Origin of the sequence: Mesorhizobium alhagi CCNWXJ12-2 (genome assembly GCF_000236565.1) — a bacterium.
GTDB classification, from domain to species: Bacteria; Pseudomonadota; Alphaproteobacteria; order Rhizobiales; family Rhizobiaceae; genus Allomesorhizobium; species Allomesorhizobium alhagi.
In genome coordinates this window covers 12761-33264 of sequence record NZ_AHAM01000122.1, presented here as the reverse complement: position 1 = coordinate 33264, position 20504 = coordinate 12761, and the positions used below count along the sequence as shown (strand labels likewise).

Genomic DNA, 20504 nt, shown 5'->3' with positions numbered 1-20504 from the left:
TTATCCTGAGATTGCGCCGGTCTAGGAACCGACCGTGTTTGGTGTTTCCAACATCGATATCCGGTGGCTGTGTTCGTCAAGCCGCCGGACGACGTCGAGAATTTCATTCATGCGGTTGAGCATCTGGTTTTCAACGAGAACGATATCGCTTCGGACTTCGCCCAAATCCCTTCTCACGTCACCCAGATCACGCTCGATGCGTCCAAGGCGAGTCTCGTGCCGGAGAAGCACCTCCGTCACCGACTTCAGTTGGCTTTCGATGCGCCTCAGATATGCGAATGTGTGGTTCGCAATCTGACCCGCAGTCATGCTCTCCGTCTCTTCCATGAAGGGGATATATCACTCCGGAGCGCTGGTTTGAAGGGCAAGCGCGTGAAGAACACCGCCCATATTGCCCTTCAGCGCGTCATAGACCATCTGGTGCTGCTGCACACGTGTCTTGCCGCGGAAGCTTTCGGCCACCACTTCGGCGGCATAGTGGTCTCCGTCGCCGGCCAGATCGCGGATAGTCACTTTTGCGTCAGGTATACCGTCCCGGATCAGTTTTTCGATCTCGTGCGCGTCCATAGCCATTGATTTGCTCCCGCATCAGCTTCCACAATCCGCCAGTAGCGGTCACGTATACGTCGGACTTTGCGGACCAGAGATCAAGACCGGTCGTGCGCGCGACGTCGGGGTCTGCCGTAAAGATCGGTGCGCCGCGCCTGCGCAATTCTTCGATCAGGGCGAGATCGGTCTCGGCATGCAAGCGTCTGGCGCCGGCCCCGTTGTAGAAATGACCCGCGGAACGGGGATCGATGCCGGAGAGGATCACGGAGGGAGCGCCGCTGGCCAGCGCATAAAAAACTGCCGTCAATCCATTGGAGAATTTGACGGAATTGTCTTTCTCCTCGTTCAATCGCCGCATAATCGCCAGATGCAGCGCCATGCGGTGATATCTGGATATTTGGTGCAGTCGGTCATAGCGGTAGTCGAACGCAGCAAGGCCGCTTTGCAGCGCCTCAAGCCCGAGCGTCCAGCGAATCACGTACAGTTCGCCTGTCCGCCGCCCGGCAAGCACACGCCGCACCGCCCGCGCGTTCTCCGAATCGCCCTCGACGTTGTAAAAATGGATGAAGGTTGCCGCCGGCTTGTCGACGCCCCACTCGTCCAGCTTGGCCTGCGAGGCGTTGACCGTGACGACATGGTAGCTGGCTGGATCGAAGCCCGCAGGCTTGGCGCTCGATGGTGCAGAACCCAGGATCACGACCGGACCGGCGAAACCGCCAGGATGGCGCGGCGGCCTCGGGCCGACAAATTTCAGGCGGGCCCACCGCCGAAAATGCGTCCAGCCAGTCAGACGCCGCCTCCGTACACAGAACCCCCCCTTTGAGTTCTACGCGCCGCTCACTTGTCCATGAAGCTCGGAAACCAGGATTCGTGAGCAGCGGTCAATTCTGTCACAGGTATGGCACGGGTATGCCCGAGTTTCAATTCGCTGCCGCCCGTGGTGCCGATCCATGGGGCGAAAATGCCGAGTTGCTTCAGCTCAGCGAGCATCGCTTCGAATTCGTCGCTTTGAGCCGAAAGATTGATCGTTACCAGGTAGCGGCCCTGGTCCTCGCCGAAAAACTGCGGGATTGGATCGCCTTGGGCAAGCTGCGAGACGGTGGCGCCGATGCTCGAAGCCATCGCCATCTCGGCCAGCCCGACGGCAAGACCGCCATCTGAAAGGTCGTGCACCGCGGTTGCGATGCCCGAGCGGATCAGCTTGCGGACATAGTCGCCGACCTTTTTCTCGTGCGTGAGATCGACCGGAGGTGGGGGGCCGTCGGCGCGGCCGTGAATGTCGCGCATATACGCCGACTGACCGAGATGCATGCCCCACCAGTCGGGAGCGCCGAACAGCAGGATCATCTCGCCTTCGCGGGCAAAGCCGATCCGCGCCATCTTCGACCAATCCTGGATCAGGCCGACGCCGCCTATGGTTGGGGTCGGCAATATGCCCTGGCCGTTGGTTTCATTGTATAACGAGACGTTGCCTGACACGATCGGGAAGCCGAGCGCCCGGCAGGCATCGCCTATGCCCTGCACGGCCTTGACCAGTTGGCCCATGATTTCGGGCCGCTCGGGATTGCCGAAATTCAGATTGTCGGTGGCCGCCAGCGGCATGGCGCCCGTCGCAGTCAGATTGCGCCAGCATTCGGCGACCGCCTGCTTGCCACCTTCATAGGGGTCGGCCTCGCAGTAGCGCGGCGTAACGTCTGAGGAGAAGGCCAGAGCCTTAGTGGCATGGCCCTCGACGCGAACGACGCCGGCGTCGCCACCCGGAATCTGCAGCGAATTGCCCTGGATCAGCGTGTCGTACTGCTCCCAGACCCAGCGGCGGCTGGACAGGTCCGGCCCGCCAAGCATTTTCAGCAGGGCGTCGGCGATGTCGGCTTGCGGGATGTCATCGCTGGCGAGCGGCTGGCGTGGCGTCGGCTCGACCCATGGGCGATCATATTCCGGGGCCTGGTCGCCGAGATCCTTGATAGGCAGGTTTGCGACTTCCTCGCCCTGATGAATGATGCGGAAGCGCAGATCGTCGGTTGTATGGCCGACGATGGCGAAATCCAGCCCCCATTTGCGGAAGATCGCCTCGGCCTCCTCCTCTTTTTCCGGGCGCAGCACCATCAACATGCGCTCCTGGCTTTCGGAGAGCATCATCTCGTAGGCCGACATGCGATCCTCGCGAACCGGTACTTTGTCGAGTTCGAGCTGGATGCCGAGATCGCCTTTTGCGCCCATTTCAACTGCCGAGCAGGTGAGGCCGGCAGCTCCCATGTCCTGGATGGCAATGACCGCGCCGGATGCCATGAGTTCGAGGCAGGCCTCGAGCAGGCATTTTTCGGTGAACGGATCGCCGACCTGAACGGTCGGGCGCTTCTCGTCGATCTTGTCGTCGAATTCGGCCGACGCCATTGTCGCGCCGCCGACGCCGTCGCGGCCGGTTTTAGCGCCGAGATAGACGACCGGCAGGCCGACGCCCTTGGCCTCCGACAGGAAGATAGCATCGGTCTTGGCGAGGCCCGCCGCGAAGGCATTGACCAGGCAGTTGCCGTTGTAGCGCGGATCGAAATTGACCTCGCCGCCGACCGTCGGAACGCCGAAGGCATTGCCGTAGCCGCCGATGCCGGCCACCACGCCCGAGACGAGATGCCGGGTTTTGGGGTGGTCCGGCGCGCCGAAGCGCAGCGCGTTCATCGCCGCGATCGGGCGCGCGCCCATGGTGAAGACGTCGCGCAGAATGCCGCCGACGCCGGTCGCCGCGCCCTGGTAAGGCTCGATATAGGAGGGGTGGTTGTGGCTCTCCATCTTGAAGACCACGCAATCGCCGTCGCCGATATCCACGACGCCGGCGTTTTCACCCGGCCCCTGGATCACCTGCGGACCACTTGTCGGCAGGGTGCGCAGCCATTTCTTCGAGGATTTGTACGAGCAGTGCTCGTTCCACATGGCCGAAAAGATGCCGAGTTCGGTGAAGGTCGGCTCGCGGCCGACGAGGTCGAGGATGCGCTGATACTCGTCGGGCTTCAGCCCGTGTGCTGCGATAAGCTCGTCAGTGATCTTCGCGGTGTTGGAAATGGTCATGGTCCTGTCCGGTTGCTCGGGCTGGAAGTCTGTCTAATGCGATCCGCCAAATCGCGCGAAATTATCAAGCGGTTCCACCGCAATCGTCATTGCCTGCCGCCCAGCGGCTGATGTCGGCGCCGATGCGCGCACCGAGCGGCTCGCCCATCAGCGGTCCGAACACATCGACCCGGGATGAATTTCCCGTGGCCTGGACCACCAACAGCGGCTTGCCGCCATAATCCTTCGCCGGAACCAGCAGGAAACGCGGCGTGCCACTGAACGAGTTCAGCTCATTGGCCATGCGATAGGCCTTGAATGCAGGGTCCTTGGCGGCGAACCAGCATTTATGTGCCGCGATGGCCACGGTTTCCATTGCTTTCAGCGAGGCGCTCTTCCCGACCGCGGCGGGCGCGGGCGTTTTGGACTGGCAGGCCGCCAGCGCCAGAAGCAATGAAGCTGCGCCGGCGACAATCGCAAATTTCTTCATCCGCAAAGATCCGCCTGTCTGGAGAAGTTGTCCGGGTATCAGGCCGGTTCTGGTTGCGGGGCGGCGATGCCGAGCGCGCTTTCGAACAAGGGGCGGCCGTCGCTGCCGCCATGCGCGGCTTCGATCAGGTTTTCCGGATGCGGCATCAGACCAAGCACATTGCCGCGATCGTTGACGATCCCGGCAATGTCGTTGATCGAGCCGTTCGGATTGGTGTTTTCAGCATAGCGGAACAGAACCCGGCCTTCGCCTTCTATGCGGGCCAGCGTTTCGGGGTCGGCGAAATAGTTGCCGTCATGATGGGCGACCGGCGCACGGATGATCTGGCCGGGCGCATAGTTGCGGGTAAAGCTCGTATTGGCGTTCTCGACGCGCAGCTTCACTTCGCGGCAGACGAATTTCAGATGGTCGTTGCGCATCAGCGCGCCGGGCAGCATGCCGGCCTCGACCAGGATCTGGAAGCCGTTGCAGACGCCGATCACCTGCACGCCTTTTTCGGCCTTTTCCGCCACCGCACGCATCACGGGCATGCGCGCCGCAATCGCGCCGCAGCGCAGATAGTCGCCATAGGAAAAGCCGCCGGGAATGACGACCAGGTCGACATCCGGGATCTCCGTGTCGGTTTGCCAGACCGTGACCGGGACTTTGCCGGAGATTTTCGTCAGCGCCGCGATCATGTCGCGGTCGCGATTGAGGCCAGGAAGGACGACGACGGCTGATTTCATGTGGTGTGATCGAATGGTTTTTGAGGTTCGGCGAGTTCGCGCAGTTCGAGGCGGTGTTCTATACGGTCGAGGCGCTCGTGGCGTCCGAGAATGCCGTAGATATTGTGGAGGTCACCCTGCATCGCCACCATCGTGCCGCGCATATTGTTCACCTCCGACTTCAACTCGGGCGCGAAGTCGACCTTATCGAAACGCTCATGCATCTTCTTCAGAAGCTCGTACATGAACTCGCTGGTCGTTTCGGCCATTCCCGTTCCTCTGCACAACCTCAATCTATGGCTACAGTATAGTTCTCGATCACCGTGTTCGCCAGCAATCGGTCGCACATGGCTTTCAGATCGGCTTCGGCCTTGGCGCGGTCGGCGTTGTCGATCTCGATGTCGAACACCTTGCCCTGGCGCACCGATCCGACGCCGGCGAAGCCGAGGCCATCGAGCGCATGCTCGATCGCCTTGCCCTGCGGGTCGAGAACGCCGTTCTTGAGGGTTACGGTCACACGAGCCTTGATCACGCCTGCTACGCTCCTGTCTGGTGTCCAAGTGAGCCGGTTAGTGCGGCTTGCCTTTCGGGCCGTCGGCTGAAGCGACCAGAACCGGGCCGGTCGGGCGGGGCGGCTCGTTCTCGTTCATGATGCCGAGGCGGCGGGCAACTTCCTGGTAGGCCTCGACGAGGCCGCCCATGTCGCGGCGGAACCGGTCCTTGTCCATCTTTTCCTGGGTGTTCACGTCCCACAGGCGGCAGGAATCCGGCGAAATCTCATCGGCAACCACGATGCGCATCATGTCACCCTCGAACAGGCGGCCGCATTCGATCTTGAAGTCGACGAGCTGGATGCCGATGCCCATGAACAGGCCGGAAAGGAAATCGTTGACGCGGATGGCCAGCGCCATGATGTCGTCGATCTCCTGCGGGCTTGCCCAGCCGAAGGCGGTGATGTGCCCTTCCGAGACCATCGGATCGTCGAGCGCGTCGGCCTTGTAGTAGAACTCGATGATCGAGCGCGGCAGAACCGTGCCTTCCTCGATGCCGAGCCGCTTGGCGAGCGAGCCGGCGGCGATGTTGCGGACCACCACTTCGAGCGGGATGATCTCGACTTCCTTGATCAACTGCTCGCGCATGTTGAGCCGGCGGATGAAGTGCGTCGGAATGCCCATCCGGTTCAGATGGTTGAAGATGTGCTCGGAGATGCGGTTGTTGATGACGCCCTTGCCGTCGACGATCTCGTGCTTTTTCTTGTTGAAGGCGGTGGCGTCGTCCTTGAAGAACTGGACCAGCGTTCCCGGCTCGGGGCCTTCATACAGGATCTTGGCCTTGCCTTCGTAGATGCGGCGGCGATTTTTCATCTGGTTTTTCTCTGGATTGGGGCAGGCGCCTGGCAACCGACCCTTGCGTCAACGCTCATGCGCGGCAATGACGGGTTTCAACGCGGTCTCTATCCCAATCCCGCCAATTCCTCAATCGGCAAATCAGGTCAATCAACCGCTTTCCCGAGCGAAATGCCGCACTGCAGCAGAAGACAGGGCGTATTGACCGGGGCGCGACCTTTTGGTTTGTGCTGCGGAAGCCCATATTGATCGGCAGTAACGAATCGCAGCCACCCCCGGAGGACCAGCCATGAGCACCATGAACGATCGCGAAAAGGGCTTTGAGAAAAAGTTCGCGATGGATGAGGAACAGCGTTTCAAGGCGACGGTCCGGCGTAACAAGATGCTCGGCCTCTGGGCCGCCGAGAAGCTCGGCAAGTCGGGTGATGATGCCGAAGCCTACGCCAAGGAAGTGATCAACTCGGATTTCGAGGAAGCGGGCGACCACGACGTGTTCCGCAAGATTCGCAAGGATTTCGACGCTGCCGGGGTAGAGCAGTCGGACCACCAGATCCAACGCACCATGGAAGAACTGCTGGCGCAGGCGATCGAGCAGATAAAGAACAGCTGATCCTGCCGTGGACCAACGAACCGTCCGCCTTAGCGGGCGGTTTTTCTTTGCGTTCACGGACGTTTCCGGGTGAAGATGCGATCCCCGATCGAGGAAAGCTCCACATGCAATTGGCAACGCGACTGGAAGCCGGCGAAACCTTGTTCACAGCCTGGTCGGGCGTACCGGACGCGCTGACCGTCGAAATCGTCGCCGCACAGGCGTTCGATGCCGTCACACTCGATATGCAGCATGGCGGGCACCACGAGGACAGCGTGGTTCGCAGCATATTGCCGGTCATGCACGCCAAGAAGCACCCGGTGGTCCGCATTCCGGTCGGCCGCTTCGACATGGCGAGCCGCGCGCTTGATTTCGGCGCCGAAGCGGTGATCGCTCCGATGGTCAATTCGGTCGCGGACGCCCGGCAGTTTGCCGCGGCGATGAAATATCCGCCGGTCGGAGAGCGTTCCTGGGGTCCGACCTACGCCTTTCCCCGGCAGAAGGGCAGTAATTTTAATGCCTGGTTGGCCGACATGAATGCGCGCACCGTCTCCTTCGCTATGATCGAGACTCGCGCCGCGCTCGATGCGCTCGACGGCATTCTCGACACGCCCGGCATAGACGGCATATTCGTCGGCCCCGCCGATTTCTCGATCGCCTGGAGCAATGGCTCGACCGTGGATGGAACGCTCGAGGACATGATGGAGACGATAGCCTCGATCGCGCGTCGCGCCAGGGACGCCGGCAAGCACGCCGCGATCTATGTCGTCGACCCGAACATGGTTGGCCGCTTCGTCTCGATGGGTTACCGATTAATGGCCCTTGGCGGGGAGCCGAGATACATCGCGCTGGGCGCCGAGACGCTGCTGAAGGCCGCCCGCGGATCGATGGGCTAAAGCTTCGTCAGGAAGTTCGCGAAGGCCATCGTGCCCTCGGGCCACGGGCCGTAGCCCGCTTCGGCATTGATGTGCTCGGCATCGCCCGCATGGATGAACAACGAGCCCCAGGCGGCGGCGATATCCTCGGCGACGTCGATCGGGCAGAACGGGTCGTTGCTGCTCGAAACCACGATAGAGGGAAAAGGCAGCGGCTCGCGCGGGTAGGGGCCGAAGGTCATCAGATGCCTCGGCCTGATGGACGGATTGGCGACATCCGGCGGCGCCACGAAAAACGCGCCGGCGATGGGCTTCCTGAACTGCGGTATGGCCTGGACGACGGTGGAGACGCCGAGCGAATGGGCGATGAAGACCACCGGCTTCTCGGCCTCGTTGACTGCCTTGGCGACCTCGGCCGTCCAATCCTCGCGAACCGGCTTCGACCACTCCGCCTGCTCGACGCGTCTTGCGGTCGACAGCCTGGCCTGCCAGCGGCTTTGCCAGTGTTCCGGCCCCGAATTGGTGTAGCCGGGCACGATGAGTATATCTGCGTCCTTGACCTTCATGGCGCGCCATGTAGCCACGCAGCGCCGGTCGCGCAACCTTTGCGGATGCTCTCGAATGCAGCACTATGATGAACAGCGTGTTCGCTCCCGAAGTGCTTGCGCAAAGCTGCGCGCACGCCGATGTTCACGGCAAGTTCGATTTTCCGGAGGCTACAGGAGCCCGATATGTCAGAAATGCCGTTTGCCGCGACAACGCCGGTCAGCGTGGCCCGCGTCGGCCTGAAGGCGCGTGACGCCGAGGCGCTTGCAAAATTCTATCGCGATGTCGTTGGCCTCGAGGAACTGTCACGAGGCGGCGAAACGATCAGTCTCGGCGCCGGCGGCAAGCCGCTGCTGGAGATCGAGGCCGAACCAGCCGCCAAGCCCGACGATCCGCGCAGCGCCGGCCTTTTCCACACAGCCTTCCTGCTGCCGACCCGCACCGATCTCGCCCGCTGGGTGAAGCATGCGATCGAAAAGCGCATTCCGGTGAGCGGCGCTTCGGACCATCTTGTCAGCGAGGCGCTGTATCTCAACGATCCGGAAGGCAACGGCATCGAAATCTATGCCGACCGGCCGCGCGACACATGGCTGTGGAACGGCTCGTCCGTCGAGATGGCGACCCAGAGGCTCGATATCGACGGGCTGATCGCCGCGATGCCGGCGGGAGATGCCGGTTGGCGGGGTGCGCCTGAAAACAGCGTCGTCGGCCACGTCCATCTGCGCGTCGGCGATCCGGTCGTTGCGGAAGATTGGTGGCGCGAAGAATTCGGATTCGACACCGTTGCCAGATACGGCACCGACGCCGTCTTCCTGTCCTCGGGCGGCTACCACCACCATATCGGCGCGAATCGCTGGCAGAGCGCCGGTGCGGGGATGCGCGATCCAGGCCGCGCCGGGCTTTCCTGGGTGGAAATGCGCTCGTCAGAAACTCGGTCCGAGAGAACTGTCCAGGATCCGTGGGGAACGGCTGTCCGTGTCGTGCCCGGCAAGGCCTGATGGTCGGGAGTGGACCTCGGATCTGCTACTGGCCCTCGATGATTCCGTTTTCGGGCGCCTCGATCCTCAACTCGATGCTGTCGGAGCGATCGAAATAGCCGTCCGCATAGAGAAACAGCGCCACCAGCGCGGCCACGGCCAGCGCTCCGGCCGCAAACCACACCACCTTCCCGTTTGTCGTGGTCGTGTCGTGATTGGCCATTCTCGCCCATCCTGGTTGAACCGGGCAACAACGCGTGATGTTATTGGCGGTTCCTTAATCAGGCTTCGCCGAACACCCGCCGGAAGATCGTGTCGACGTGCCTGGTGTGGTAGCCGAGATCGAATTTTTCGCGAATCTCGTTTTCCGGGAGGGCGGCCGTCACTTCGCTGTCGGCCAGGAGTTCATCAAGAAAATCAGCGCCCTGTTCCCAGACCTTCATGGCGTTTCGCTGCACAAGGCGATAGGCGTCCTCGCGTGAGACACCGGCCTGGGTCAGAGCCAGAAGCACACGCTGCGAGTGGACGAGGCCGCGGAACCGGTTCAGGTTCTTCAGCATGTTTTCGGGATAGACGACCAGCTTGTCGATAACGCCCGTGAGCCGCGCCAAAGCGAAATCGAGTGTGATCGTCGCGTCGGGGCCGATCATGCGCTCGACGGAGGAATGTGAAATGTCGCGCTCATGCCACAGCGCCACGTTCTCCATGGCCGGCATGGCGAAGGAGCGGACCATGCGCGCGAGGCCGGTCAGATTTTCGGTCAGCACCGGATTGCGCTTGTGCGGCATTGCCGACGAGCCCTTCTGGCCCGGCGAAAAATACTCCTCCGCCTCCAGCACCTCGGTTCGCTGCAGATGTCGGATTTCGGTCGCCAGCCGCTCGATCGAGGAGGCGACCACGCCAAGCGTGGCAAAGAACATCGCGTGCCGGTCGCGCGGTATGACCTGCGTCGAAACGGGTTCCGGCTTCAGGCCGAGCTTGGCCGCGACATGCTCTTCAACGCGCGGATCGATATTGGCGAAGGTGCCGACCGCGCCCGAGATCGCGCAGGTGGCGATTTCCTCGCGTGCATGTACAAGGCGCTCGCGGCAGCGCGAGAACTCGGCGTAGGCGAGGGCAAGCTTGACGCCGAACGTCGTAGGCTCGGCATGGATGCCGTGGCTGCGGCCGATCGTGACGGTGTCCTTGTGTTCGAAGGCGCGGCGCTTCAGCGCGGCGAGAAGCTGGTCGATATCGGCTAGCAGTATGTCGCTCGCCCGGGCGAGTTGCACGCTGAAGCAGGTGTCGAGCACGTCCGACGAGGTCATGCCCTGATGGATGAAGCGCGAGTCGGGGCCGACGAATTCGGCGAGGTGGGTGAGGAATGCGATCACGTCGTGCTTGGTGACGCGCTCGATCTCGTCGATCCGCTCGACGTCGAATTTGGCGCCGCCGCCCTTTTCCCATATCGTCCTGGCGGCCTCTTTCGGGATCACGCCGAGTTCGGCCAGCGCGTCGCAGGCATGCGCCTCGATCTCGAACCAGATGCGGAAGCGGGTTTCCGGCGACCAGATGGCGACCATTTCCGGCCGCGAATAACGAGGGATCATCCCGGGTCCAGTTCTGTTGGAGGCAAATCCTGCCGCGTCCTAACAGAGGCGGCGGAAATGCTCAACGTGGACTGCGCGCAAACCATAATGCGGCGGCAAACAGCGCCAAAAAGCCGAACGGGAAGAACAGCCGGACGCCGAGCACCAAAAACTGATAGAGCGCGGCCAGCGTCGTGAAAACCAACTGGAACGCCCACGTGATGGAGAAAGCCTCCGCGTGCCACGCCGAATAGTAGGAACGGTACTGGATAGCGTAGAGGAGGGCCGTCACCGCCACGGTGGCGGCGGCGAAGGAAATGAACCCAGCGGCAAAAGACGCTTCGGCGCGCCGCCGTTCGGACAGGAGCCGGGCGAGAAACAGCCCCAAAGGGAAGGCAAGCGCGCCACCGGCTACAAACAGTACCGCCACGAATTGCAGCTTGGCCGGGGTCTCCCAAGCGTCCAGGAAAAGGTTGGCGTAGGCGCTAGCGCCCATCGCAGACCCCCACAGCACCGCCCCGGCGAGAGCTGTGCCGACAGAAGGCGCGGCGCGGCGCAGCCGCGCCGGAAACGCGCCGCTACCGGGGCGACCGTGAGCGGCGCTGTCGACCGGCAAGATCACCACCGCCCCGGGACCGCGATCCAGCGGAAATCCGGGCCCTCAAAGCCGTATGTGCGTACCGAAATGAGCACCGCATAGGCGGACTGGCCGCCGTCGTGGTAGAAAGTCTGCACTGCGCCTATGCCGTAGCCGTAGGGGCAGCCGCGGCTCTGCGGGATCGACTTGTCCTCGTGCAGAACCTGCGTCTGGCCGCCTTTCGACGCGTCTATGCGCAGGAGGCGGAAGCCATTGACCTCGCCGTGGTTCTCGCACCGCTCGGTGTTGTTGAGCGGGATTTCCTCCAGCCGGAACTCGAGAGGCTTGTCGACCGGATAGAAGATCGGCCGCGGATTGACCAGCATCCGGTGGGGATCGGCGGACAGTTCGGTCACGGCATTAGACCCGGCGGTGAAGCCCCGGTTGGCGGCCAGCACCGACTGGCCGACGATCTTTTCGCCGCGCTCGCCCGATTGCCGCCGCGCTTCCTCGATCATGGCGTTCTCGTCTTCGAGACGCACCCGGATCGGCGTTGCCGGCAGGAACTTATCGCTGTCGACATCGATGTAGTAGCGGTTGGAATAGGGGAAGCCGGAGCCGTCAAACGCGCCGTATTCCTCGAAGGCGAAAACCGAGCCGTCATCGCTGAAGCCCAGTATTTCGAGTTCGGCGACGTCGCCCGCGAGCGAAGCCGGCGCGACCGCCAGAAGGATAAGCAGGGCAAGGGCGGTTCGCATGGTTTCTCCGTGGAGCCATCGAGCTCGCCTGAATATCGCGCGCGAACCCTAATTTCGCGTTCACGAACGCGATGCATCCAATTCTGCCGCCGACCGTTAGGGCGTCAGGTCAGAAGCAAGGAGGCAGACAATGGCCGACATGAGCGGCATTCGCGAGCATATGGAAGTGATCGGCGCCGACGGCGTGCATATCGGCACGGTGGACAAGGTCGAAGGCCAGCGCATCAAGCTGACCCGCAAGGACAGCGGCGAGGGCTCCCACAAGGGGCATCACCACTTCATACCGGCCAGCCTCATCGCCGAGGTGGAAGGCGACAAGGTGCGGCTGTCGGCCAATTCCAACGTCGCCGTCACCTTCGAAGAGGAATAACAGCCCAGTAGCCCCGGCTCAGGGGCGAGAGGACCATACCGGAAACAGATCGCCGTCGGCGGCCGTTGCAGCATGGACGCCGCGTGCTATGGCGCGCGCCATTGTCGCGCCGGCGGCGGCATAAAGGTCGATCGCGTCGTCCAGTTCGACCGTCTTGCCGCTGCGCCCGGTCGCCAGCGCGAAGACGAGATCGCCGTCCGCCGGCGTGTGCGTCGGCCAGATCGCACGCACGAAGCCGTCATGCGCGGCGATGGCAAGACGCTTGGCGTCGGCCTTGGTCAGTACCGCGTCCGTTGCGATGACAGCGATGGTGGTGTTTCCGGTCGCGTTCCTGTCGCGAATTTTCAGCAGGACTTTCCTGGCGTTGTCGGGCATTGGCGAGGGATAGCCGAGGCCGCCGAACTCGTTGCCGATCTCGAAAGGGGCGGCCCAGAAATGGCGGCTGCGCCCCACCGTCACCGAGCCAATCGGATTGACCGCCGCGAGCGCCCCGATGGTGATGCCGTTGTCGAGCACGACCGAAGCCGAGCCGAGGCCGCCCTTCAGGCCGGCCGACAGCGCTCCGGTTCCGGCGCCGGCGGTGCCGATCGAAAAATCGCGGCCTACCGCCTGCACGGCATCGTGGCCGAGTTCGCGATAGGGCGGATAGCGGCCCCAGTCCTTGCCGCCGCCGTTGCGAAGGTCGAACAGGATAGCGCTGGGCACGATCGGAACGCGATACCCGCCCACCTTGAAGCCGATTCCCTGCTCGCGCAACGCCGCCTGCACGCCCGACGCGGCGTCGAGCCCGAAGGCGGAGCCACCGGAGAGAACCACCGCGTTGATTGCCTGAACGGAATTGTGCGGCTCAAGCAGATCGGTCTCTCGCGTGCCCGGTGCGCCGCCAAGTATCTGGTAGCTGGCAATCGCCGGCTCCTCGCAGACTACGACCGTGACGCCCGATTTCAGGCGCTGATCGTCGGCATTGCCAACCAGCAGGCCGTCGACATCGGTGATCAGGTTGCGCGGCCCATGGCGGAACATCAGTAGCTCTCCATCGGAACGAAGCGCTCGCCGTCATAGCGGAAGGCGCGATAGGGATTGTCGGCGAGGTCGCCCTTGGCGTCGAAGCGAATGGGCCCGATCGCCGTCTTGAATTCCTGCTCCGCCAGGATGTCCAGCAAAGGCTTGCCGGCAGCATCCGCATCTTCAAGCGCGGCGCGAGCGATTTCGACCGCCGCGAATGCAGGAAGGACATAACCGTCGGGGGCGGTCTGGCGCTCCCTGAGGGCTGCTAGCGCGTCCTTGCCGGCGATTTCGGACCATTCCGGCAGGCCTATCATCAGCGTGCCTTCGGCAAGCGGCACTTCGCCGGGCGCTGCTCGCAACGCTTCGCCGCCGGCGAAGATCATGCCGCCGCCCGTGACCGCCGCGTCGCGGGTCATGATCGCTATGTCGTCACGATCGCCGCCGACGAAGACGTGCGTCGCGCCGGCCCTGCGAAGACGCCCGATCAGGCCGACCTGGTTGTCCATTTGCGGCCGGAAATTGTCGGTGAAAACCGGCTTGAGCGCGGCCTGTTCGGCGGCGGCGCGGACACTTTCCGCAAGCTCGCGGCCATAGATCGTGCCGTCGTCGGTGATGGCGAAAAGCTCGTCGCGCCAGAGTTTCGGTATGATTGCGGCGGCGGCTGCGTTCTCGTCGCCGGCACGCGGCCCGAGCCGGAAAACCGGCCAACCGGTCTTTTCACGGCTATCCGTCAGGCTGTCGGTCCTGACGCCGACAGTTATGACGGGAATGCCGGCCAGCTTCAGGATGGGCAGCGCCGCCTCGATCGCTTCCGTGCACAGGAATCCGAGGACAACCCGCACCTTCGCCTCGACGAACTGGCGGGCGGCGCCTGCGCCGCCTTCGGCCGTGCAGGCGTCGTCGGCGACTTCCAGCTCTGCTGCATTGGCCGCCGTGGATGCGCCTTCCAGGACTTGGGCGCCGAGAATGGCTGACGGGCCGCTGAGCGGCGCGGAGATGCCGAGTCGAGATTCCTGGGCTTGCGCCTGTGCGGCCAGCAACAGGCCGGCTATCCCCGCCAGGCAGCTTGTGCCAAGTCGCATGTCGTTCGACGTCCTCCGTCCGGCGGCTCCAGGCCGCCTGCATTGCCGCCACTGGTAAAGGGTGGCCGCTTCCCGCGCAACTCGCGAGATCAAAGACGAAACGGCTATTGACCTAAACCATAGTTGAGGTTGCAGACTCGTTTTCTCATGCCGCGCAAAGCGGAATTGGAAAGGAAAATGAGATGGTAGAAGAAAAGCCGAATCGCGAGCCGCTCTATCGCGTCGACAACTTCGTCGTTCCGGAGCACGGCCGAGACGAATTCCTGGGCCGGGTAGCGACGACCCATGCCTTGCTGCGCAGCCAGGACGGCTTCGTGCGCGATTTCATCCTCGAGCAGCAATCCGGCCCAGGCGAGTTCAACATCGTAACCTTCGTCGAGTGGTCCAGCCAGGATGCAATTGGCCCCGTGTCAGCAGCGGTGGCGAAGCTGCACGCGGATATCGGCTTCGATCGCCAGGAAATGTTCTCGCGGCTAGGCGTCAAGACCGACATCGCCAACTACACGCGGCTGGACATTTAGCGGCTTGCCGGCTTCGCTTGTGGCGCGGGCTTCATGGCCATATATAGCGGGCAATGCAAATCACGGGAAATCGCGGGTGCTGAAGAAAACCGACATCGAGCCGCAGGCCTATCGCGACGCGATGGCGAACTTCGCCGGCGCAGTGCATGTGGTAACGACCGATGGCCCGGCCGGAAAGCGCGGCGCCACGGTGATCGCCACCTGCTCGGTTTCCGACATGCCTCCGACCGTGCTGGTGTGCGTCAACCGTGAAAATCCCAAGAACGATGCATTCCTGAAAAACGGCAACTTCGCGCTGAACACCCTCCGCGCCGACCAGCAGCCGCTGGCGGTCGCGTTTTCGGGCCTCAGCGGACTGCCGCCGCAGGAGCGCTTCGCCCTGGCGCAGTGGGACACGATCGCGTCGGGTGCGCCGGCGCTGATGGACGCGCTCGCCGTCTTCGACTGCGAACTGGTCGACACCAAGGACCACGCCACCCACCGAGTGCTTTTCGGCAAGGTGACAGGCCTGCGCATCGGCGATACGCTCGAACCGCTGATCTATTTCAACAGGGGATACCGCGCGCTCTAGGGTCTTGGCCCGAGTTGCGGCCCTGCATTCCGGAGGTCGAATGAGCGAGTTGCAACCGCGTCCCGCGCCGCAGACGATCGACGAGACGCTCGACATGCTGGCCGGCGCAGACTATGTCGCCGACCGGTCGCTGGCGACCGTCCTGTTCCTGTCGCTGCGCATGAAGCGGCCGCTCTTCCTCGAAGGCGAAGCCGGCGTCGGCAAGACCGAGATCGCCAAGGTTCTCGCCCAGGCGCTCGGCCGCAAGCTCATCCGCCTGCAGTGCTATGAGGGGCTCGACGTCTCTTCGGCGGTCTATGAGTGGAACTACGCCGCCCAGATGATCGAGATCCGCATGGAAGAGGCGGCGGGGTCGGTCGACCGCCGCGACATGGAACGCAATGTCTTCTCGGAAAAATACCTGATCCGCAGGCCGGTGCTGGAAGCGCTGACCGGCGAGGCGGGCGCCGCCCCCGTATTCCTCATCGACGAACTCGACCGCACCGATGAGGCCTTCGAGGCGTTCCTGCTCGAGATTCTTTCGGATTTCCAGGTGACGGTGCCCGAACTCGGCACGATCAAGGCCGAGGAGCCGCCGATCGTCATCATCACCACCAACCGAACGCGCGAGATCCATGACGCGCTGAAGCGGCGCTGCCTCTATCATTGGGTCGACTACCCCGACGCGAGACGCGAACTGGAGATCGTGCGACGCAAGGTGCCGCAGGCGAACCAGCGCCTCTCGGCGGAGGTCGTACGATTCATCCAAAAGCTGCGCGAGATCGATCTGTTCAAGGTGCCCGGCGTCGCCGAGACCATCGACTGGGCCGGCGCGCTCACCGAACTCGACACGATCGCGCTCGACCCCGAAACCATATCCGACACGATCGGCGTGCTGCTCAAATACCAGGACGACATCGCGCGGATCGAACAGGGCGAAGGCCGCCGCCTGCTCCACGAGGTGAAGGCGGAGCTTTCAGCGGCCGAGTAGATGGAAAAATTCTCTTCCGCTCCCAAAGTCGCCAAGCCGGAAGGGCGCATCGCCGACAACATCGTCTATTTCGCCCGGGCGCTGCGCAAGGCTGGCATGCGGGTCGGTCCGGCTTCGGTGAAGGATGCGATCGAGGCGGTGCTGGCGGCAGGCATCGGAACCCGCGAAGATTTCTACTGGACGCTGCATGCCGTGCTGGTCACCCGCCACGAGGACCACGCTACCTTCGATGAAGCGTTCCGGCTGTTCTGGAAATCGCGCGAGCTGATCGAGAAGATGCTGGCTATGTTTTCGCCGGTCGCGCCCGATCACCGCGAGCCGGAAAAGCCGCGCCCCGCCGAAAGCCGTGTCAGCGAGGCGATGTTCGAAGGCCATCGGAAAAACCAGCCGCCGCGCGAAATTCCTGAGATCGAGGTCGATGCTCGCTTCACCTTCTCCGGCAACGAGGTTTTGCGTGGCAAGGATTTTGCGCAGATGAGCGCGGCCGAGATCGGCGACGCCAAGCGCGCAATCGCGGCGCTCACGCTGCCTTTCGACATGGTCGCGACGCGGCGGTTCAAGATCGACCAGCGCGGCCGCACCATCGATCCGCGCGCCATGATGCGCTCGGCAGCGCGCACCGGCGGCGCTCTGATCCTGCCCAAATTCCGCACCCGTCGAGAAATCCACCCGCCGCTGGTGGTGCTTGCCGACATTTCCGGGTCGATGAGCCAGTACACGCGGATTTTTCTGCATTTCCTGCATGCGCTGACCGAGAAGCGGCGGCGCGTGCACACCTTCGTCTTCGGAACGCGGCTCACCAACCTGACGCGTCAGATGCGCCATCGCGATCCCGACGAGGCGCTCGCCGAGGCTTCGGCAGCCGTGAAGGACTGGTCGGGCGGCACCCGGATCGGCGACACGCTGCACGAATTCAACCGGCTATGGTCGCGGCGCGTGCTCGGGCAGGGGGCGGTCGTGCTCATCATCACCGACGGGCTCGAGCGCGACGATGTCGCCGGCCTGAGCGAGGAGATGGAGCGGCTGAAAAAATCCTGCCGCCGGCTGATCTGGCTGAACCCGCTGTTGCGCTTCGAGGGCTTCGAGCCACGCGCCCGCGGCGTCAGGGCGATGCTGCCGCATGTCGACGAGTTTCGCGCGGTGCACAATCTGAATGCGCTGGCCGATCTTTGTGCCTCGCTCGACAAGGCATCGAGCCGCGATGTCGACCCGCGCCGCTGGCTGGCTATTGGCAGGCCGCGCGCGGCGCAACATATTCTTCTCACGGAGGATCGACCATGAACGATCTCGCTCATCTCGACGAAAGCCGCGATCCGCTGACGATCGCCGAGGGCTGGCTGCAGGACGGCAAGGAGGTGGCGATCGCTACCGTCGTCGAGACCTGGGGTTCCGCCCCGCGTCCGGCGGGCAGTCACCTCGTCATCGACGCCGACGGAAATTTCCACGGCTCGGTGTCGGGTGGCTGCGTCGAAGGCGCGGTTGTCGCGGAAGCCGCCGACGTGATCGAAACGGGCAAGCCGAGGATGCTGGAATTCGGCGTCGCCGACGAAACCGCCTGGCAGGTCGGGCTGTCCTGCGGCGGGCGCATCAAGGTCTATGTCGAGCGGCTGGGGTGAGCGCATGAATCCTGTTTCGCTGAAAAAACTGAACGAGGAGCGCCGGGCGCGGCGCGCAGCCATTCTGGTCACCGACCTCGGCGATGGCAGCGACCGCCTTGTACGCGAGGGCGAGGCAGTTCAAGGCGGGCTCGGCGATGCGATCGCCAAGGCATTCAGGTCGGGAAGCTCCGGCTCGGTCGAGGTCGACGGACGGGCGTTCTTCCTCAACGTGCATCTGCCGCAGCCGCGCCTGGTGGTGATCGGCGCGGTGCATATCAGCCAGGCGCTTGCGCCGATGGCGCGCGTGGCCGGTTATCCGCTGGAGATCATCGACCCCCGCACCGCCTTCGCCACCGAGGACAGGTTCCCGGATGTGACGCTTCATGCTGAATGGCCTGAGAATGTGCTCGCCGGCCGGCCGCTCGACGGCTACACCGCGCTTGCCGCGCTCACCCATGATCCCAAGATAGATGATTTCGCACTGAAGGCGGCATTCGATGCCGGCTGCTTCTATGTCGGCGCGCTCGGCAGCCGCAAGACGCATGCGAAACGCGTCGAGCGCCTGCTGGCGATGGGTGCGACGGCCGACGAGATCGCGCGCATCCACGCGCCGATCGGCATCGATATCGGCGCGGCAAGCCCGTCGGAAATCGCGGTGGCGGTGCTAGCGCAAGTGATTCAGGCATTCCGCTCGCGCGGAGCGGCCGCCGGCAGGGGTGAGGCGGCGTGAAGTTCGGTCCTGTTCCGGTCGGGCAAGCCGAAGGCGCGGTGCTTGCGCATTCCATCCAGATCGCCGGCCGGCGATTGCGCAAGGCGCATGTGTTGACGGTGGAGGATATTGCAGCGTTGAAGTCGGCGGGCGTTGCCGAAGTTGTCGCGGCGGTGCTAGCGCCTGACGATCTCGGCGAGGACGAGGCGGCGGCGAGGATCGCCGGCGGTATGTTGTTTCGCGGCATCGAGGCCAGGCCGCCATCCACCGGCCGCGTCAACCTCCATGCGCGGGAGGCCGGCGTATTCACGGTCGATGCGGCGATGATCGATGCGATCAACGCCGTCGATCCCGCCGTCACGATCGCAACGCTGGCGAATTTCGCGGCGGTCGAGCAGGGCCAGATGGTGGCGACGGTGAAGATCATCCCGTTCGCGGCGCCGCGCGACACGGTCGAGGCCGTGACCGGGCTTTGCGGGCGCGGCGAGATTTTCGCCGTGCATCCCTTCAGTCCAAAGCGCGTCGGGATTGTCCAGACCGTGCTGCCCGGCATCAAGGACAGCGTGCTCGCCAAGACCACGCGCATCACCGAAGCCCGGCTGGCGCGTTCGCAGAGCCGCGTCGTGGATGAATTGCGGACGCCGCATGAGACGGATGCGGTGGCGGCTGCCATCGCCAAGCTGGCGGCGAATTGCGATCTTGTCGTCGTCTTCGGCGCATCGGCGGTCAGCGATTTTGACGATGTCATCCCGGCTGCTATCCGCGCTGCCGGCGGCGCGGTTATCCGCACCGGCATGCCGGTCGATCCGGGCAATCTGCTGGTTCTGGGCAGGCTCGGCAGCAAACCGGTGCTCGGCGCGCCTGGCTGCGCCCGCAGTCCCAAGGAGAACGGGTTCGACTGGGTGCTGGACCGGCTGGTCACGGGCCTCGACGTGACGGCGGCGGATATTGCCGGGCTGGGCGTCGGCGGGCTTCTGATGGAAATCCCGACCCGGCCGCAGCCGCGCGAAGCGCCGGCCGCGCCGGTGGAGCCGAAGGTCGAGATCGTACTGCTCGCCGCGGGCCGCTCGAGCCGCATGGGCGGGCCGAACAAGCTTATGGCTCTGTTCGAGGGCAAGCCGCTGGTCCGCCGCTCGGCGGAGCGGGCGCTGGCTGCGCGGACTGCGTGCGTGTCCGTCGTCACCGGCCACCAGGCCGATCGGATCCGCTCCGCATTGTCCGGCCTCGACGTGAAGATCGTTCACAATCCGGATTTTGCGTCAGGCCTCTCCGGCTCGCTGAAGCGAGGCGTGGCAAGCCTGTCGACGGACGCAGCCGGCGCCATGATCGTGCTGGCCGACATGCCCGGCGTCTCGGCCGGCGACCTTGATCATCTGATCGGCGCGTTCGAAAAAGCGGGCGGCGCGGCGGTCGTGAGAGCCGTACACAACGGCAAGCGCGGCAATCCGGTAATCCTGCCGCGCTCGCTGTTTCATGCCGTTTCGCTTCTGGAGGGCGATACCGGCGCGCGCCATCTGGTCGAGGCGGAGGGCCTGAACGTGATCGATGTCGAGATCGGCGAGGGCGCGGGGATCGACGTCGACACGAGGGACGCGCTTGAAAGCGCCGGCGGCGTGCTGCAGGATTGAACTGTCCGTCAAAACCATCTTGCTGT

Annotated in this window: 27 protein-coding genes; 11 read left to right on the top strand and 16 right to left on the bottom strand. The window is 63.7% G+C overall.

The genetic code is table 11. The features are described from left to right. Positions 1-21: 21 nt before the first annotated feature. The 9 genes from MAXJ12_RS14235 to purC form a co-directional block, all read right to left on the bottom strand. Entirely contained in the window at positions 22-327 is a 306-nt protein-coding gene (locus MAXJ12_RS14235) for a hypothetical protein (RefSeq protein WP_008836597.1), read from the bottom strand. 12 nt (positions 328-339) lie between these two features. Further along, positions 340-573 (bottom strand): BolA/IbaG family iron-sulfur metabolism protein, encoded by a 234-nt coding sequence (locus MAXJ12_RS14230; RefSeq protein ID WP_008836596.1) that lies wholly within the window; start codon positions 571-573, stop codon positions 340-342. Beyond that, entirely contained in the window at positions 521-1246 is a 726-nt protein-coding gene (locus MAXJ12_RS14225; protein ID WP_008836595.1) for a hypothetical protein, read from the bottom strand. Before MAXJ12_RS14225 ends, MAXJ12_RS14230 begins: the two co-directional genes overlap by 53 nt. Positions 1247-1386: 140 nt before the next feature. After that, positions 1387-3612: a phosphoribosylformylglycinamidine synthase subunit PurL gene (gene purL / locus MAXJ12_RS14220; protein ID WP_008836594.1), complete on the bottom strand. Its 2226-nt coding sequence runs from the start codon at positions 3610-3612 to the stop codon at positions 1387-1389. A 64-nt stretch (positions 3613-3676) separates the two neighbouring features. Continuing rightward, on the bottom strand, positions 3677-4081 hold the full coding sequence (locus MAXJ12_RS14215; RefSeq protein WP_008836593.1) for a hypothetical protein: 405 nt from the start codon (positions 4079-4081) through the stop codon (positions 3677-3679). Positions 4082-4119: 38 nt separating this feature from the next. Further along, positions 4120-4806: a phosphoribosylformylglycinamidine synthase subunit PurQ gene (purQ, locus tag MAXJ12_RS14210; protein WP_008836592.1), complete on the bottom strand. Its 687-nt coding sequence runs from the start codon at positions 4804-4806 to the stop codon at positions 4120-4122. Further along, on the bottom strand, positions 4803-5054 hold the full coding sequence (locus tag MAXJ12_RS14205; protein ID WP_008836591.1) for a hypothetical protein: 252 nt from the start codon (positions 5052-5054) through the stop codon (positions 4803-4805). Before MAXJ12_RS14205 ends, purQ begins: the two co-directional genes overlap by 4 nt. A gap of 20 nt (positions 5055-5074) precedes the next feature. Continuing rightward, positions 5075-5317 (bottom strand): phosphoribosylformylglycinamidine synthase subunit PurS, encoded by a 243-nt coding sequence (purS, locus tag MAXJ12_RS14200; RefSeq protein WP_008836590.1) that lies wholly within the window; start codon positions 5315-5317, stop codon positions 5075-5077. Between the two features lie 37 nt (positions 5318-5354). Next, positions 5355-6149: a phosphoribosylaminoimidazolesuccinocarboxamide synthase gene (gene purC, locus MAXJ12_RS14195; RefSeq protein WP_008836589.1), complete on the bottom strand. Its 795-nt coding sequence runs from the start codon at positions 6147-6149 to the stop codon at positions 5355-5357. A 271-nt stretch (positions 6150-6420) separates the two neighbouring features. Here purC and MAXJ12_RS14190 point away from each other — a divergent pair, with 271 nt between their 5' ends. Both MAXJ12_RS14190 and MAXJ12_RS14185 read left to right on the top strand, forming a co-directional pair. Beyond that, the gene (locus MAXJ12_RS14190) at positions 6421-6741 is read left to right on the top strand and encodes a DUF1476 domain-containing protein (RefSeq protein ID WP_008836588.1); all 321 of its coding nucleotides are present in this window, start codon (positions 6421-6423) and stop codon (positions 6739-6741) included. 104 nt (positions 6742-6845) lie between these two features. Next, entirely contained in the window at positions 6846-7616 is a 771-nt protein-coding gene (locus MAXJ12_RS14185) for an HpcH/HpaI aldolase family protein (RefSeq protein ID WP_008836587.1), read from the top strand. Here MAXJ12_RS14185 and MAXJ12_RS14180 read toward each other — a convergent pair. Beyond that, the gene (locus MAXJ12_RS14180) at positions 7613-8161 is read right to left on the bottom strand and encodes an RBBP9/YdeN family alpha/beta hydrolase (protein WP_008836586.1); all 549 of its coding nucleotides are present in this window, start codon (positions 8159-8161) and stop codon (positions 7613-7615) included. The genes MAXJ12_RS14185 and MAXJ12_RS14180 overlap by 4 nt on opposite strands. 165 nt (positions 8162-8326) lie before the next feature. On the opposite strand from MAXJ12_RS14180, the gene MAXJ12_RS14175 reads away from it, so the two are divergent. Beyond that, positions 8327-9139, top strand: a complete 813-nt coding sequence (locus MAXJ12_RS14175) for a VOC family protein (protein WP_008836585.1) — start codon at positions 8327-8329, stop codon at positions 9137-9139. Positions 9140-9164: 25 nt separating this feature from the next. Here the strand turns inward: MAXJ12_RS14175 and MAXJ12_RS37645 are convergent, their stop codons facing one another. The 4 genes from MAXJ12_RS37645 to MAXJ12_RS14160 all read right to left on the bottom strand — a co-directional run bounded on the left by MAXJ12_RS37645 (position 9165) and on the right by MAXJ12_RS14160 (position 12021). Beyond that, a complete protein-coding gene (locus MAXJ12_RS37645; RefSeq protein ID WP_008836584.1) occupies positions 9165-9341 on the bottom strand; it encodes a hypothetical protein in 177 nt (58 codons plus the stop codon). Between the two features lie 58 nt (positions 9342-9399). Next, complete coding sequence (gene purB / locus MAXJ12_RS14170; RefSeq protein WP_008836583.1) at positions 9400-10707, bottom strand: adenylosuccinate lyase; 1308 nt, start codon at positions 10705-10707, stop codon at positions 9400-9402. A 61-nt stretch (positions 10708-10768) separates the two neighbouring features. Further along, entirely contained in the window at positions 10769-11308 is a 540-nt protein-coding gene (locus tag MAXJ12_RS14165) for a hypothetical protein (RefSeq protein WP_008836582.1), read from the bottom strand. Continuing rightward, the gene (locus MAXJ12_RS14160; RefSeq protein ID WP_008836581.1) at positions 11305-12021 is read right to left on the bottom strand and encodes a DUF2259 domain-containing protein; all 717 of its coding nucleotides are present in this window, start codon (positions 12019-12021) and stop codon (positions 11305-11307) included. Before MAXJ12_RS14160 ends, MAXJ12_RS14165 begins: the two co-directional genes overlap by 4 nt. A 130-nt stretch (positions 12022-12151) precedes the next feature. On the opposite strand from MAXJ12_RS14160, the gene MAXJ12_RS14155 reads away from it, so the two are divergent. Beyond that, entirely contained in the window at positions 12152-12391 is a 240-nt protein-coding gene (locus tag MAXJ12_RS14155; RefSeq protein ID WP_008836580.1) for a DUF2171 domain-containing protein, read from the top strand. Positions 12392-12409: 18 nt separating this feature from the next. Here MAXJ12_RS14155 and MAXJ12_RS14150 read toward each other — a convergent pair whose 3' ends face one another. Both MAXJ12_RS14150 and MAXJ12_RS14145 read right to left on the bottom strand, forming a co-directional pair. Then, complete coding sequence (locus tag MAXJ12_RS14150; protein WP_008836579.1) at positions 12410-13414, bottom strand: P1 family peptidase; 1005 nt, start codon at positions 13412-13414, stop codon at positions 12410-12412. Continuing rightward, complete coding sequence (locus MAXJ12_RS14145; RefSeq protein WP_008836578.1) at positions 13414-14481, bottom strand: branched-chain amino acid ABC transporter substrate-binding protein; 1068 nt, start codon at positions 14479-14481, stop codon at positions 13414-13416. The genes MAXJ12_RS14150 and MAXJ12_RS14145 overlap by 1 nt, the downstream gene beginning before the upstream one ends. A 182-nt stretch (positions 14482-14663) precedes the next feature. Here MAXJ12_RS14145 and MAXJ12_RS14140 point away from each other — a divergent pair, with 182 nt between their 5' ends. The 7 genes from MAXJ12_RS14140 (at position 14664) to MAXJ12_RS14110 (ending at position 20478) form a co-directional block, all read left to right on the top strand. Next, a complete protein-coding gene (locus MAXJ12_RS14140) occupies positions 14664-15002 on the top strand; it encodes an antibiotic biosynthesis monooxygenase family protein (protein WP_008836577.1) in 339 nt (112 codons plus the stop codon). Positions 15003-15078: 76 nt separating this feature from the next. After that, positions 15079-15573: a flavin reductase gene (locus MAXJ12_RS14135; RefSeq protein ID WP_008836576.1), complete on the top strand. Its 495-nt coding sequence runs from the start codon at positions 15079-15081 to the stop codon at positions 15571-15573. 40 nt (positions 15574-15613) lie between these two features. Next, the gene (locus tag MAXJ12_RS14130; protein ID WP_008836575.1) at positions 15614-16543 is read left to right on the top strand and encodes an AAA family ATPase; all 930 of its coding nucleotides are present in this window, start codon (positions 15614-15616) and stop codon (positions 16541-16543) included. Then, positions 16544-17824 (top strand): vWA domain-containing protein, encoded by a 1281-nt coding sequence (locus MAXJ12_RS14125; RefSeq protein ID WP_008836574.1) that lies wholly within the window; start codon positions 16544-16546, stop codon positions 17822-17824. It begins immediately after the preceding gene. Then, entirely contained in the window at positions 17821-18159 is a 339-nt protein-coding gene (locus MAXJ12_RS14120; protein WP_008836573.1) for an XdhC family protein, read from the top strand. Before MAXJ12_RS14125 ends, MAXJ12_RS14120 begins: the two co-directional genes overlap by 4 nt. A 4-nt stretch (positions 18160-18163) precedes the next feature. Further along, a complete protein-coding gene (locus tag MAXJ12_RS14115) occupies positions 18164-18871 on the top strand; it encodes an XdhC family protein (protein ID WP_040586311.1) in 708 nt (235 codons plus the stop codon). Next, a complete protein-coding gene (locus tag MAXJ12_RS14110; RefSeq protein WP_008836571.1) occupies positions 18868-20478 on the top strand; it encodes an NTP transferase domain-containing protein in 1611 nt (536 codons plus the stop codon). Before MAXJ12_RS14115 ends, MAXJ12_RS14110 begins: the two co-directional genes overlap by 4 nt. Positions 20479-20504: the final 26 nt, after the last annotated feature.

Bases quoted from the DNA above. Each gene is read 5' to 3' on its own strand.
- MAXJ12_RS14125 (WP_008836574.1), top strand. From the start codon at position 16,544: ATGGAAAAATTCTCTTCCGCTCCCAAAGTCGCCAAGCCGGAAGGGCGC.
- MAXJ12_RS14155 (WP_008836580.1), top strand. From the start codon at position 12,152: ATGGCCGACATGAGCGGCATTCGCGAGCATATGGAAGTGATCGGCGCC.
- MAXJ12_RS14215 (WP_008836593.1), bottom strand. From the start codon at position 4,081: ATGAAGAAATTTGCGATTGTCGCCGGCGCAGCTTCATTGCTTCTGGCG.
- MAXJ12_RS14235 (WP_008836597.1), bottom strand. From the start codon at position 327: ATGGAAGAGACGGAGAGCATGACTGCGGGTCAGATTGCGAACCACACA.
- MAXJ12_RS14230 (WP_008836596.1), bottom strand. From the start codon at position 573: ATGGCTATGGACGCGCACGAGATCGAAAAACTGATCCGGGACGGTATA.
- purB (WP_008836583.1), bottom strand. From the start codon at position 10,707: ATGATCCCTCGTTATTCGCGGCCGGAAATGGTCGCCATCTGGTCGCCG.
- MAXJ12_RS14175 (WP_008836585.1), top strand. From the start codon at position 8,327: ATGTCAGAAATGCCGTTTGCCGCGACAACGCCGGTCAGCGTGGCCCGC.
- MAXJ12_RS14130 (WP_008836575.1), top strand. From the start codon at position 15,614: ATGAGCGAGTTGCAACCGCGTCCCGCGCCGCAGACGATCGACGAGACG.
- purC (WP_008836589.1), bottom strand. From the start codon at position 6,149: ATGAAAAATCGCCGCCGCATCTACGAAGGCAAGGCCAAGATCCTGTAT.
- purQ (WP_008836592.1), bottom strand. From the start codon at position 4,806: ATGAAATCAGCCGTCGTCGTCCTTCCTGGCCTCAATCGCGACCGCGAC.
- MAXJ12_RS14190 (WP_008836588.1), top strand. From the start codon at position 6,421: ATGAGCACCATGAACGATCGCGAAAAGGGCTTTGAGAAAAAGTTCGCG.
- MAXJ12_RS14160 (WP_008836581.1), bottom strand. From the start codon at position 12,021: ATGCGAACCGCCCTTGCCCTGCTTATCCTTCTGGCGGTCGCGCCGGCT.
- MAXJ12_RS14150 (WP_008836579.1), bottom strand. From the start codon at position 13,414: ATGTTCCGCCATGGGCCGCGCAACCTGATCACCGATGTCGACGGCCTG.
- purL (WP_008836594.1), bottom strand. From the start codon at position 3,612: ATGACCATTTCCAACACCGCGAAGATCACTGACGAGCTTATCGCAGCA.
- MAXJ12_RS14205 (WP_008836591.1), bottom strand. From the start codon at position 5,054: ATGGCCGAAACGACCAGCGAGTTCATGTACGAGCTTCTGAAGAAGATG.
- MAXJ12_RS14145 (WP_008836578.1), bottom strand. From the start codon at position 14,481: ATGCGACTTGGCACAAGCTGCCTGGCGGGGATAGCCGGCCTGTTGCTG.
- MAXJ12_RS37645 (WP_008836584.1), bottom strand. From the start codon at position 9,341: ATGGCCAATCACGACACGACCACGACAAACGGGAAGGTGGTGTGGTTT.
- MAXJ12_RS14140 (WP_008836577.1), top strand. From the start codon at position 14,664: ATGGTAGAAGAAAAGCCGAATCGCGAGCCGCTCTATCGCGTCGACAAC.
- MAXJ12_RS14115 (WP_040586311.1), top strand. From the start codon at position 18,164: ATGAATCCTGTTTCGCTGAAAAAACTGAACGAGGAGCGCCGGGCGCGG.
- MAXJ12_RS14185 (WP_008836587.1), top strand. From the start codon at position 6,846: ATGCAATTGGCAACGCGACTGGAAGCCGGCGAAACCTTGTTCACAGCC.
- MAXJ12_RS14120 (WP_008836573.1), top strand. From the start codon at position 17,821: ATGAACGATCTCGCTCATCTCGACGAAAGCCGCGATCCGCTGACGATC.
- MAXJ12_RS14180 (WP_008836586.1), bottom strand. From the start codon at position 8,161: ATGAAGGTCAAGGACGCAGATATACTCATCGTGCCCGGCTACACCAAT.